This is a genomic window from Arthrobacter psychrochitiniphilus (genome assembly GCF_003185915.1).
GTDB lineage: Bacteria > Actinomycetota > Actinomycetes > Actinomycetales > Micrococcaceae > Specibacter > Specibacter psychrochitiniphilus.
In genome coordinates this window covers 330300-342888 of the sequence record NZ_QHLZ01000004.1, presented here as the reverse complement: position 1 = coordinate 342888, position 12589 = coordinate 330300, and the positions used below count along the sequence as shown (strand labels likewise).

Here is a 12589-nt window from a genome sequence, read left to right as displayed (position 1 = left end):
ATGCTCAGGAGCGCCGCCCGAACAGCGGTGAATCATCCATTGCAATAGTGGATTTCACCACGAAACGCGGAGAGCCGGCATTTCTGCGTCCTGGTGAGGGCACGGTGACGGGTTGCTGTGTGCCGCTTCACTGGATGATGACCCAAAGGTCAACGAAAGATTGGAAGCGGCTAAACTTGAGGAAAAATTCTATGATCAAGAAATTTTATCGATATTCTGACCTAGAGTAGTGCCATGAATATACAATGGATGCGCGAAGATGACGTATTTGAATATCCTGATCCCGCCACCTATAGAGTGCGTATTTGGACTCCTCCGGTGATAGAAAATTACTCATGGGCTGTTGATGAGTATGAGGTGACTGACGTGCAAGATGTGAGGGACGCATTGGCTTGGGCTGAAAATGAAGCTGCCGGTAGGCCAATGGAGTTTTTTGTTAAATGGTTTGAAACTCAAATAACTTCAAAATTCGAATTCATTTCTACTCCCCAAATGACAAAACTTTTTGGATTAGCGCCCAAAGAAGACTAATAGTCTCAAGAAATAGATGACAACCCTAACCTGCAATTCTCGATGCAGGTCCGCAGGCTACACCCATCCAAGGAGTGTAAAGGTTACCGGCTTTTGGGGTGCTGGTTGAATATCGTTTAACCACATAGTCAACTCTTGTGCGAAAAGTTCCCGGTCCTGCACTGCATGAGGACGCTGCAGTCGACTTAAATCCAAATGAGTTTAAATAATCCAATGCAGGCCTTGTCCATGAAGCACCATTGTATTTCTCTAGGGTTACTTTCAAGTAGAGGTTAGATGCACGTGTTGGGCAGCTGATTGTTCCTACCCCATCAATAGTTCCGTTGTAATGAACCGAAGGATGAGGGTTGTTCGAGTGAACTGTGCAGCCATCAACGCGTATGTCAACTGCTTGTGCCGGTGCAGCAATTGCTAGACCCGCGCCAACAAAGATAATGCTCAAAATCGCCGCTAGAAATGGACGTTTTTTACTAATTATATTCCCCAGATATTTTTCTCAAAGAGCAGTTATTGTCGAATAATAGTATCGTCCACGAACCGGGGGAAGTTGTCAATAGAAGGCGGTGTCATACCCAGGGCTTCTGCAAAGTCGTTTAGCTGGTAGTTAGGCCGGCGAGTTTGAGGGCGCGGTCAGGATAGTTGCGGGCACCGCGGGTGGCTTTGGCAAGGTTTGTTTCGCCTTCGAGCCTCAATATCGTGATGGCGATGTTCCTCAGGGACGCCATGACACGGGGAGCGTTGCCCCGCCGGACCTGGCTGGAGTCTTCTCGCCAAGTCACGTCCCGGCGCCAGTGGAGGCCGTTTTCAATTCCCCAGTGGCCGCGGATCAGGGACCCGATGAGTTCCGGTTTCCCTGCTGCCGGCGCCAGCGAGGTGACGATGTGGACCGTCTCGGTCGACCACTTCCGGGTTCCGAGCGGCCGGGACTTGCGGGTGATCTGTGCGGCCTGTGCGGCATGGGGGAACTTGATCCCGGCAGCAACGCTGACACATTTGACGGTCCGCGCGATCTCGCGGCCATTGGCGGTTTCGTGGGTCTTGTGCCCGGCCCTGACCTGCTTCCACGGCAAGGTGCACAACTGGTCGTGAAGTTTGGGCTGGTTCGCTTTCACGGTAAGGACATAGTGCGCTTTTCGGGAGTGCAGGTACTGGGCATGCTCCCGCTGGGTATGCAACGCATCGGCAGATATCACGACACCCTCAAGGTCCTTGAGGGTCTGCCCAAGTTTTAGTTGACAGTTTGGGCTGATATTTCGGTGACCGGTTGAGTGGTCTTGTTTATTGTCTCAAACTCTATTGGCGTTAGCTTGCCGAGTCGTCGTTGCCGGCGTCGGCGGTGATAGGTTTTCTCGATCCAGACCACAATGGCCAAGCGTAGTTCTGCCCGGGTTTCCCACCGTTTTTGGTTCAGCACGTTCTTTTGAAGCAGCGAGTAGAAACTTTCCATCGCGGCATTATCTGCACATGCCCCGACCCGTCCCATGGAGCCCTGCAGGCCAGCTGAGCTGATCAGACGGACGTACTTCTTGGATCGGAATTGAGAGCCCCTGTCGCTGTGTATCAACGTTCCTTGCGGGTTCCGTTGACTGATCGCCGCAGCCAGTGCGTCAACAGCCAGAGCAGCCTTCATTCGGGAATCGATGGAGTAGCCGACAATCCGGTTGGAGTAAACGTCCTTGACCGCGCAGAGGTAGAGCTTGCCCTCGCCGGTGTGGTGCTCGGTGATATCGGTCAGCCACAACCGGTTCGGTGCTGTGGCGGTGAAGACCCGTTGGACGTGATCGTCATGAACGGGAGGGCCAGCTTTCTTCCCTGTACCTCGCCGGCGGTGGATGACAGAAAGGATCCTGTTCTCCCTGCACAACCGCCCCACACGGGTCTCAGAGGCCACGAGTCCTTGTTCGTGGACGAGTTCGTCATGGATCATCCTGTACCCGAACGTCGGTTCCTCGGCATGGATATCCAAGGCGGCGTTGACTAGGTGTGCTTCTTCCCAGTCCCGGTCACTGACAGGGTTCGCACACCATTGGTAGAAGGCTTGGCGGGAGAATCCCAAGACCCGGCAGGTCACCGCGACAGGAACCCGTACAGGGGCCTGGGGAGCGGCTAGTTCAAGGACCAGCGGGTACATCATTTTGGGTTGACGTCCTTAGGAAAGATAAGCCACCGCTCGGCGCATCACCTCCGCTTCCTGCTCAAGGAGACGGATCCGTTTCTTCGCTTCTCGAAGCTCGGTGGATTCTTCCTTCGTGACCCCGGGGACCACCCCGTCTTGGACATCGGCGATCTTCAACCACCGATGCAAAGCGGCAGGGGAAATACCGAAGTCTTTCGCGATCTGGACAATAGTAGATTCGCCCTTACGGGCCACCGCGACTTTCGTCACGGCGGAACTCTTCGCCGAAAAGCTTTAGGCATGTTGAACATCCTTTCACTTGCAAGCCAAAACTCACAAGTCAGATGTCAACTAAACTTTGATCAGACCCGTCCAGATCGATCAAGCCGCCGTTGTCTCTCACCTTCTCGAAGGGGTCGAACTCACCCCCAGCGATGCAGCGGCAATAAAGGGTACCAGGGACTCCGCGACTCTTCTTGCCAAGCTCAATGAGCTCGAGGCTCCCACTCAGGCCGCAACGGCAGTCATTGCAAAAGTGAACTCTTGGCGCGATGGGCGATCATCACTACGTGCGATTGACATCCTTTCACCGAGAAGACCGAAGTTCGTCTACTTTGACGACTACGATTCGATGCCCGGGCTGGTATCTATCCCCGACCTCGTGAAGAAGAGAGACGATGAAGAACTCACACGCAGTGAGCAAGCAGTGGTTTCACTTTTAGCCGCCGCGGGTGCTGACCTCGAAGATTTCTTAGAACCGGAGAGCCACGAGCACTTAGTTCGGGACTCCGAAAATGCTTCCAACGCCATCTCGGAAGAGGTTTTCGAGTACTGGTCTCAAAACAAGCAGTTGGCCGTCAAAATTCGGCTGATGGATAAACCCGATACGGGTGCAGTTCCTCCGCTCAACAAAGCGCCTCTTCTGCAGATCCGAGGTTGAGAACAAGAAGCACAGTGTGACTGTACCTTTTGATGAACGATCGCGCGGCTTTGTATGGTTCTTTTCATTCCTCGCGTACTTTTCTCACATCGAACATGAATCCAATCAGCCCTTGATCCTGCTCCTCGATGAACCAGGCATCAATCCGCATGCCTGGGCGCAGAATGATCTTCTACGGTTCATCGACGAACGCCTAGCTCCGAAGCACCAAGTAATCTTCTCTACGCACTCCCCGTTCATGATCGATCCCCACGTTCTTCATCGAGTACGAACAGTCATTGATGCTGACGACAAGGGAACTCTTGTCTCGTCAGAAGTTATGTACGCGGATGCGGAGACTTCATTCCCTCTACACGCGGCAATGGGTGTCGACCTGTCCAAGACACTCTTCGTATCACCCGACACCCTAGTCGTCGAAGGCCCTTCCGATCTCATGTACCTGGAGATTTTGTCGCAGACCCTGATCGCAGCTGGTAGAGAAGGACTAAACGAACGGTGGTCAATCGCACCAGTCGGTGGCATCGCAAAGCTTCCCGCATTTGTCAGTCTCCTTGGTGCAAACAAACTCAACATCGCAGTATTGGCAGACGCAGGGTTCGAGGACGCTGAATCAATCAGGAAGCTAGAGGCTGCGGGAAAACTCGCTGACGCGGGAATTATTCTCATCAGCGAAGTGGTAGGGCGCGAGGAAGCAGACGTCGAGGATCTATTTGATCCGGTGTTTTACATAAAGCTCGTAAACGGTGCGTACAAGTCACACCTAAACGGGCAGGACATCAAAGTTGGCGACCTGCCGAAAGGGGATCGCATCACTAAGCGTGTCGAGGCTGTCATGAAGGAGCGCGGAATAAACAAAGGGCGCTTGAACCATTACACCCCAGCGAAGTACTTACTGCAGAAGCAGGGCACGTTGAAAATTTCTCCGGCCACACTAGATCGTGCTGAACAACTTCTAATGAAGATCAACACTTTCTTGTCATCGTGACTGCCTAGTCGAACCCTAATCCGGCATATGCCCGAGGAATATTAACACAGTCCATCTAGTGGTTGTTCCACAAGTGCCCATTTCCACACAGGGGTGAGGCCCTTTGGGCCAACACCGGTTCCTCTCAAAACGCCTGGTCGTTCAATCAGCAGGCGCGGGAAAGGATACCGACTGAATTCAGCGTCCAAATTAGCAATGGGCTGCTGCGGGTCGAGCGGCAGCAGACCCATGACTTAACTGCAACACCCTTAATGTCTTATATCTCTAGCTATATGAGACGTCTCGCTGGGTTTCTGGTGGGTTCAGTGGCTTTGCCCCGATTTCCACCACATCACGTGTAGCGGCCGTAGCCGGCGATTCTCGCAACTATGCCTCATAACCTGCCGCTTGAATCGGTGTATTCATCGTTAGTTATAAGACACCGCGGAACGGTCCAAACCGCGGGTTGCCCGAACGCACTAACGCCCCTCCAACTCTGCCCCAAACACAGCGGGCTCTGGCCGCAAAAGCCAGGTCTCGCCGTCGTACGTGAAAAGCTTTTAGGGCACTGCCAGGTGAGTCAGTTCCCTACCCGTTTAGGCGATTTCCTTTTTTCGCTCGGCCCGCAGGAACGCCAAGTTGGCCACCAGGGTGAGGCCAAAGGCGAGAAGTAGTGCAGTCACCATTGCCAGAATCATGCCTACTGTGTTGGTGGAAATGAAGGGTGCCACGATCGCCAGCAGATAGGCGGATGCTTCGGCTCCTGTCAGACCCACCCCGGCTCCACCGGCCATGGCCAGGGCAGCCAGAGCCCGACCAGAAGGGGGCTGTACGTCAGTGCTGCTTCAATGCCAATCTCGACGGCATCGCCCGCAGCACTTGTGACCGGTCCCAGCGCGTAAAAGACCAGCAAACCAGGGATGACGCCCGCGAAAGCGCCCGTGACAATGTTCGCCGTTGTGGCAGGGAACTTGTGTGAGAGGGTCCACCTGATCAAGTACACCGCCAGTAGACCGGAGATTTTCCATGCAGCCACCGCAGCCATCGCTCTAGGCAGGCCCGCAATCAGAACATCAAAAACCTTGCTCAGGAACTCCGCTCCCGGGATCTTGCTGATGGCAAGCACCAGAGCCAATTGGGCACTCCTATCATTCTGCATTGTCCTAGCCCTCGGCCCGGATAACCGTAAAACCGCTCGCCAAAAGATGATTGGAACAATCAAAGGTGCCCGTCAGCGTGACCTCGGACGTGGATTAGAAACTTTGGGCAGCTAAAGCCCAGTTCCGTGACATACCTACACCTGTGCCTCAATGCCTCTTTGTCAGTTCCTGCGCCTACCATGGTCAGTGAAGCAATCACCACCTTTTTGGAGTTCTTCATGGACTACTTTTCAATCAACTCCCTGCGTGAGAACCACGCCGGCTGGTCCCTGCTCCGCGCCCAAAATGCGCCCCTGGCCCTGACGTTCTTCATGGCGGCGTTCACCGGCCCCAACCAACGTAATCTAGGCCGCCAGGATCTGGTGGAAATCCTTGATGATGTGCTGTTCAGTTTGCGGGACACCTTAGGTGAAGAACGGTTCCCCCGCTCCGCCAGCGAATACCTTGATGACTGGGCCGAACCGGCCAAGGCGTGGCTGCGAAAATTCTATGCTGAGAACCGTGATGAGCCTGTTTATGATCTCACCGCCTCCACCGAAGATGTGATTCGCTGGGTTGAAGCATTGCGCGGACGCGACTTTGTCCCCACTCAATCGCGACTGTCCAGCATCTTCAACCTCCTCAAAACCCTGGTCCACGGTTCTGAAACGGACCCGGACGCACGGCTGGCGGAATTGCAACGTCAGCGTGATGACATTGACGAACAAATGGAACTGATCCGCTCCGGCACCATTGCCGTCATGAGCCGCCCCGAAGCCGTGGACCACTTCCACCAACTCACCACACAAGCCAAGGACCTGCTCTCGGATTTCCGCGAAGTGGAGGCGAACTTTCGCAAACTTGACCGCAAACTACGTGAACAGATCTCCCTCTGGGAAGGCGGTCAGGGTGACCTCCTCGAGTCAATTTTCTCCTCCCAGCAGGACATCAGCGGTTCCCTGCAGGGCCGCACGTTCCAAGGTTTTTGGGATTACCTGATGTCCCCCCAGCTGCGCTCCGAGCTGCACGAACTTCTGGAACGGGCCACCCACATTGATGCCCTTGCCACGCAGGAGGGGCTGCACTCCATCACGTCCATGCAGAAGGACTGGCTTCCTGCCGTAGAACAGACCCAATCCACCGTGCGCCAGCTCTCGGCCCAGATCCGGCGCCTGCTCGATGACAAGGTTTTTTTGGAAAATAAGCGCATCATGGCGTTGATCCGCAACATTGAATCCGGTGCCGTAGCCGTCCGCGCCATCCCTCCTACGGGCGTGTTTGCCGATCTGCCCGGCCATGACGTGCCCGTGGCGCTGCCCTTTGAACGGCCACTGTATGAGCCCAGCCGCCAAACACCCATCAACGATTTTGTCGATGTTGCCGATGACCTCGATGTGGACGCCCAAGCGCTCTTCGAACAGTTCCATGTGGATCCGCAAAAACTGGAAGCCAACATTGATGCGGTCCTGGCAGACGCCGAACAAGCCACCTTGGCTGAGGTCACGGACGCTTTCCCGCTTAGTCAGGGGCTGGCCGAGCTCGTCACATATTTTCAGCTCGCCACCGCGTCAAGTTCGGCAACCATCGACTCCGATTCTGTTCAAACCCTTTCCTGGACACTCCCCGACGGCAGCCTGCGGGAAGCCACCGTTGAAAAAATCATCTTTGTGAGGCCATCATGACAGCCATCCTTGAAGACTCTGCCCAACCCGATGACATCCTGGGCGTTGCGGCACGAACCCCTGACGGGCTGCCCCTTGTGGTCACCAAGCTGTTCAAGGGCGTGCTCTACCGCGAAGGCGACGAAAAACTGTGGCAACGGCTCACGGAACTGTCCGCCCAGGCCCGCGATTATGTGGCTGTGCTGGGCTTGGAACTGGTCCTTGACGACGGTGAAGGCTACGCATTCCTGCGTTCACATCCCGACGCAGATACAGACCTTCCCCGCCTCATCCCCCGCCGCCAACTGACCTTCCAGGTCAGCCTGCTGCTGGCCCTACTACGTGCCCGGTTGGCCGAGTTTGATACGCAAAACAGTGAGACCCGGCTCATCATGACAGTGCAACAAATTTCTGAGATGGTTTCCGTATTCCTGCCCGAATCCAGCAATGAGGCCCGCATTTTGGACCAGCTGGCCAGCAACATCAAGAAAGTCACCGAACTGGGTTTCCTGCGCAAGCTCCGCGGCCAGGAGCAGAGCTATGAGGTGGCGCGCATCCTCAAGGCCTATGTGGATGCCCAGTGGCTCGAAGAGTTCGACGCCAGGCTCTCCGATTACCGCGCCACGCTCGCAGGCGACACGCCCCCCACCAGCAAAGCCAAGGCGGCCACAGCATGAGCATGCAAGCCCAGTCGGGTCTTTTCAGCCTTGATGACCTCACCACAGATAGCTCCGGTACCCGGCCAGGTTTCCGGTTGCACCGCTTGGAACTGCTGAACTGGGGCACCTTCAACAAGGATGTCCGGACGTTCCGGCTCGATGGCGAAAACAGCTTGCTGACAGGTGACATTGGCTCCGGCAAGTCAACCGTTGTCGATGCCATCACCACACTCTTGCTACCTGCCAACAGGATTGAATACAACAAGGCTGCCGGTGCGCAAAAGAAGGAACGCAGCCTCATGTCCTATGTGCGCGGCTTCCACAAGAGCGCCCGCAGCGGTCTTGGCGATGCTTCCCGCCCTGTGGCACTGCGCGGACCCGGCACATTCACCGTGGTGTTGGGTGTCTTTCACAATGCCACCTTGAACAAGACCATCTCCTTGGCCATCACGCTGTGGGCCACGCAGGAGGCCGGGCAGCCCACCCGCTTCTACTCCATCGCCGAGGGCGAGCAGTCCATCAAAGTCGATTTCTCCGATTTCGGCACCGACCTGAGCAAATTAAAGCGCCGCCTGCGCAACGATGGCGTGGCTGTCTTTGACGTCTTTGAAAAATACGGCGCCGCCTTCAAACGCCACTTCGGTATTGGCTCCGCCCAAGCCATGGACTTGTTCCACCGCACCGTCTCCATGAAGCAGGTGGAGAACATCACCCACTTTGTCCGCACCAACATGCTGGAGGAGGACGATGTTGAAACCCGGATCAAAAACCTGCTGCACCACTTCGACGATCTGAAGAAGGCCCACAATGCTGTGCTGCGGGCCAAGGACCAGATCCGCATGCTGGAACCCGTTCGCGAGAACGCGGCCCGCCACCAGACCCTGACCGTGGAGCACAGCGGTGCGCAGCAGCAGCGCGAACAGCTCTCTGCCTGGTTCACCTCCCGGAAACTGGAGCTCAGCGAGGCCCATCTACTGGAATTGGAACGTGCCGCAGCCAAGGTGAGCGAGCAGCAAACTGCGCTGACGGCCGAGCTGGGCAGCTTCACCCGGGAGCTGGCAGATCTGCGTGATGACATACGCACCAGCGGCGGTGGGCGGATCGCGAGCATCGAGGCCGAGCTGGCGCGCATGGCCATTGAATCCGGCTCCCAGCGTGAGCGCTTTGCCACGTACTCCGAGGCCGCAACCGTCCTGGGACTTTTTGAACCAGAAGATCAAGTGGTCTTTGACGCCAACGCCGCTGCCCTGCCCGGGGTAGAGAAGCACCTTTTTGAGGCCAACACCGAACTGCAGGGACAGCGCACCGCCCTTGACCGCCAGCGCTCCGACGCTGTGGAGCAGGCCAGGGACCACAAGGAGGAACTCAAGAGTCTGTTGAACAGGCAAAGCCTGCTTCCCAGTTGGTTGATCGCTTTGCGCAAGAAACTCTGCGATGGCACTGGCATCGCAGAATCCGAGCTGCCCTTTGCTGGAGAGCTGCTGAAGGTGCGCGAATCTGAGGCCGCATGGGAAGGCGCCGCCGAGCGCACCCTGCATGGTTTTGCCCTGTCCTTGCTGGTCGCCGGCGGGCACTACTCCGCCGTAAGTGACTGGGTTGACTCGAACAACCTGCGCGCTCGGCTGGTTTATCTCAAGGTTGGCGACACCCCCACCCCTCGCCCGCCAGCCCCGGACACCCTGGCTGGGAAGATCAGCATCAAGGCCGGCACACCGCTGCGCGAATTTTTATTGGACGAGCTGGGCCGCCGTTTTGATCACCAGTGCTGCGAGAGTATGGCCGAGTTCCGGCGTTATCCCAAAGCCCTGACCATCAACGGCCAGCTCAAGAGTGGTGCTGGCCGCCATGAGAAGGATGACCGCAAGGCCCTGAGCGACCGCTCATCCTATGTGCTTGGCTGGGACAACCACGATAAAATTGCCCGTCTGCGCACCTCCCTTGAACAGGCAGAAGGGCAACTCCGCACGGCCAGTGACGGTCTTGCCCGCATTGACAGCCAGCTGGGCAATCTGGGCCGCCAGCAACGGCTCATCGGCACCATTTCCGCCGTCGGAAATTTTGCGGACCTCAACTGGCAGGCAACCGTGCGTGCCATGGCCGGGCTGACGCAGGAGAAGGCGGCGCTTGAATCCTCCAGCGACATCCTGCGGGAGCTGACCCGCAGGGAAAGCGAAACCGCGGCTCGCGTGGAGAAGACCAATGAGCGGCTACGCACCTTGATGGAGCGGATCGGCTCCGGCAAGGCGGACATTCGCACCCTCTCCGAGCAGATTGCAGACTGCCGGGAGTCCCTGGCGGAAAGTGCTTTGACGTCCGACGCCGGGCTGCTGGCTGAGCTGGGCAAACTCACCGCGGTGGCGCTTGAATCGGGTGTGCTGACGTACAAGAACACGGCCAAGATTGAGAGCAAGGTCCGGGAAACCCTCACCCGGAGCATCGATGGCCTGAGCCGGCGTATGAGCACCGCAGAGGGAATCACCATCAGGTTCATGACCGATTTCCGCAACAAGTACCCTGCCGAGACTACCGATCTTGATGCATCGCTGGAGGCTGCGGGAGAGTTCAACAAGATCCTGACACAGCTGGCGGAGAACGATCTCCCGCGCTTTGCCGAACGTTTCAAGGAATCGCTGACGCAAAACACCATCCATGAGATCGTGGCGTTCAATGCTTTCCTGGACGCCCGCAAACAGGACATTGTCTCCCGTATTGGCGAAATCAACGAGTCCTTGGCACGGATTGAATACAACCCCGGCCGGCACATCCAGTTGGAACCGCAGGCAAGCAGCGATCCTGAAGTGCGGGAGTTCGGCACTGACCTTCGGGCTTGTTCCGAGGGTTCCATCGGTGCGCAGGAACAATACTCCGAAAAAAAATTCCTGCAGGTCGAAGCCTTGGTGGAGCGCTTCCGGGGCCGTGAGGGACGCACCAACCTGGATGAGCGGTGGACGGCGAAGGTCACCGATGTGCGTAACTGGTTCACGTTCTCCGCCTCCGAGAAATGGACTGAAACCGGTGAGGAACACGAGCACTTCACTGATTCCGGCGGCAAATCCGGCGGACAAAAGGAAAAACTGGCGTACACCATCCTTGCTGCTGCCCTGGCGTTCCAATTTGGGATTGCCGCAGGACCGGGCAATCAGCGCAGCTTCCGCTTTGTAGTCATTGACGAAGCCTTTGGGCGCGGCTCGGACGAATCGGCCAAGTACGGGCTGGAGCTGTTCAAACGTCTGAAACTTCAATTGCTCATTGTCACGCCCTTACAAAAGATCCACGTCATTGAACCTTTTGTGGCCAACGTGGGGTTTGTGGCCAACGAAACAGGTGCGGATTCCCAGCTGCGCAATATGACCATTCACCAGTACCGGGCCGAACGGGAGAAGCGTGGCCGCTAACACTTCCGGATGGAGCAGTCCGGCCGATCTGCGCACCGCGGTACTGCGTGCCTGGACCAGCGGTGAGTTGCTGCGGGAGTTTCACACACCCTCGGGAACCCATCCCCGGCGTCGAACGTTGAAATACCCCAGCGCCACCCAACTACGCACAGATTACGCGCGCGCCGCGGCCTGGGCGCAAACGTGGGACCCGGCGCCACGCGGCGCGGCGCTGGAGTACATCAGCGTTGGGGCAACCACCATTGGTGCCAATACCCTGCCGTGCGCCGCCGTGTTCGCATCCGCCGCGGAGGAAATCACCTTCCTGGGGTTTGGGCGCGAAGCCGCAAAGTTCACAGAGCTAAGTAGGCACCTGACCCTACTGGACATCCGGTTGGAGGCGTGGTCACTGCAACGGCCGCTGGAGCTGCTCAAATTCGGGGTGGATGCCCTGACTGCGGCCAGAGTTGCGTTGTGGATGGAGGCCAATCCGGCTCCAGGGCTCTACCTGCGGCAGCTTTCCCTGCCCGGAGTCCATACAAAGTTTGTGGAAAACCACCGCCGGCTCATCGATTCGATGCTGGCGGTGTTGGTACCGGAACGGCTGCTCAGCGGCAAGAATTACGCCCGCCGGCACGGTTTTCTGGCAGCCCCAGACCGTGTCAGGCTGCGCTTTCTGGACCCAACCCAGGTTGTGGCTCAGGGCATGGAGGATATTGAGGTGACGGCAGCCGCCTTTGCCGGGCACCCGGTGGATGTGGACACGATCATCACCACGGAAAACCTGGTCAACTTCCTGGCACTGCCACAGATGCCCCGCACCTTGGCGGTGTTTGGCGGCGGCTACGGCTTCGAAGGAATCCGTGACGCTGCCTGGCTCGCAGACGTTGAGGTGCTCTATTGGGGAGACATTGACACTCACGGCTTCCGCATCCTGGACCAGCTGCGCTCCCACCATCCGCACGTGCGCAGCATTCTCATGGATCAGGAAACACTCTTGGCCCACCGCGACTTTTGGGGCCACGAGGGCACCGCCACCTCAGCACAGCTAACGCACCTGAACCCTGCTGAAAACGCTCTCCATTACGCCTTGATGGACGGCACCTTCGCGCCCACGCTGCGCCTGGAGCAGGAACTGCTGCGCTGGGATTGGGTGTTGGGGCACCTGCTCTGAACCAATCGTCGCAGTACTTCTTTGCTGACGG

The 12589-nt window shown here is 57.2% G+C and carries 11 protein-coding genes and 1 pseudogene; 8 read left to right on the top strand and 4 right to left on the bottom strand.

Going from position 1 to position 12589, the window contains the following annotated elements:
* Together CVS29_RS18645 and CVS29_RS08800 are read left to right on the top strand one after the other, a co-directional pair.
* A partial coding sequence (locus tag CVS29_RS18645; RefSeq protein WP_211315108.1) for a hypothetical protein occupies window positions 1-230 on the top strand: 230 nt, incomplete at its 5' end.
* 4 nt (window positions 231-234) lie between these two features.
* Window positions 235-531 carry a hypothetical protein gene (locus CVS29_RS08800; protein ID WP_146213028.1) on the top strand — a complete coding sequence of 99 codons (297 nt, stop codon included), beginning with the start codon at window positions 235-237 and terminating at the stop codon, window positions 529-531.
* A 593-nt stretch (window positions 532-1124) separates the two neighbouring features.
* On the opposite strand, the gene CVS29_RS08795 is transcribed toward CVS29_RS08800, so the two are convergent.
* A complete protein-coding gene (locus CVS29_RS08795; RefSeq protein WP_110105926.1) occupies window positions 1125-1781 on the bottom strand; it encodes an ISAs1 family transposase in 657 nt (218 codons plus the stop codon).
* Window positions 1760-2966: pseudogene (locus CVS29_RS08790) on the bottom strand (IS3 family transposase). Before CVS29_RS08790 ends, CVS29_RS08795 begins: the two are co-directional and overlap by 22 nt.
* A 39-nt stretch (window positions 2967-3005) precedes the next feature.
* On the opposite strand from CVS29_RS08790, the gene CVS29_RS08785 reads away from it, so the two are divergent.
* Window positions 3006-3587, top strand: a complete 582-nt coding sequence (locus CVS29_RS08785; protein WP_110105925.1) for a hypothetical protein — start codon at window positions 3006-3008, stop codon at window positions 3585-3587.
* 16 nt (window positions 3588-3603) lie between these two features.
* Complete coding sequence (locus tag CVS29_RS08780) at window positions 3604-4572, top strand: ATP-dependent nuclease (protein ID WP_170120939.1); 969 nt, start codon at window positions 3604-3606, stop codon at window positions 4570-4572.
* 575 nt (window positions 4573-5147) lie between these two features.
* Here CVS29_RS08780 and CVS29_RS08770 read toward each other — a convergent pair.
* Window positions 5148-5327: a hypothetical protein gene (locus CVS29_RS08770; protein ID WP_110105922.1), complete on the bottom strand. Its 180-nt coding sequence runs from the start codon at window positions 5325-5327 to the stop codon at window positions 5148-5150.
* Entirely contained in the window at window positions 5318-5710 is a 393-nt protein-coding gene (locus tag CVS29_RS08765) for a hypothetical protein (RefSeq protein WP_146213027.1), read from the bottom strand. The genes CVS29_RS08770 and CVS29_RS08765 overlap by 10 nt, the downstream gene beginning before the upstream one ends.
* 126 nt (window positions 5711-5836) lie before the next feature.
* On the opposite strand from CVS29_RS08765, the gene CVS29_RS08760 reads away from it, so the two are divergent.
* Genes CVS29_RS08760 through CVS29_RS08745 form a run of 4 tightly spaced genes read left to right on the top strand, consistent with a single transcriptional unit; the run spans window position 5837 to window position 12558 of the window.
* Window positions 5837-7372 carry a DUF3375 domain-containing protein gene (locus CVS29_RS08760; RefSeq protein ID WP_146213026.1) on the top strand — a complete coding sequence of 512 codons (1536 nt, stop codon included), beginning with the start codon at window positions 5837-5839 and terminating at the stop codon, window positions 7370-7372.
* Window positions 7369-8028: a DUF4194 domain-containing protein gene (locus CVS29_RS08755; RefSeq protein ID WP_110105919.1), complete on the top strand. Its 660-nt coding sequence runs from the start codon at window positions 7369-7371 to the stop codon at window positions 8026-8028. Before CVS29_RS08760 ends, CVS29_RS08755 begins: the two co-directional genes overlap by 4 nt.
* Window positions 8025-11405 carry an ATP-binding protein gene (locus CVS29_RS08750; RefSeq protein WP_110105918.1) on the top strand — a complete coding sequence of 1127 codons (3381 nt, stop codon included), beginning with the start codon at window positions 8025-8027 and terminating at the stop codon, window positions 11403-11405. The genes CVS29_RS08755 and CVS29_RS08750 overlap by 4 nt, the downstream gene beginning before the upstream one ends.
* The gene (locus CVS29_RS08745) at window positions 11395-12558 is read left to right on the top strand and encodes a Wadjet anti-phage system protein JetD domain-containing protein (RefSeq protein WP_110105917.1); all 1164 of its coding nucleotides are present in this window, start codon (window positions 11395-11397) and stop codon (window positions 12556-12558) included. The genes CVS29_RS08750 and CVS29_RS08745 overlap by 11 nt, the downstream gene beginning before the upstream one ends.
* Window positions 12559-12589 lie beyond the last annotated feature (31 nt).

Bases quoted from the DNA above. Each gene is read 5' to 3' on its own strand.
- CVS29_RS08800 (WP_146213028.1), top strand. From the start codon at position 235: ATGAATATACAATGGATGCGCGAAGATGACGTATTTGAATATCCTGAT.
- CVS29_RS08765 (WP_146213027.1), bottom strand. From the start codon at position 5,710: ATGCAGAATGATAGGAGTGCCCAATTGGCTCTGGTGCTTGCCATCAGC.
- CVS29_RS08755 (WP_110105919.1), top strand. From the start codon at position 7,369: ATGACAGCCATCCTTGAAGACTCTGCCCAACCCGATGACATCCTGGGC.
- CVS29_RS08750 (WP_110105918.1), top strand. From the start codon at position 8,025: ATGAGCATGCAAGCCCAGTCGGGTCTTTTCAGCCTTGATGACCTCACC.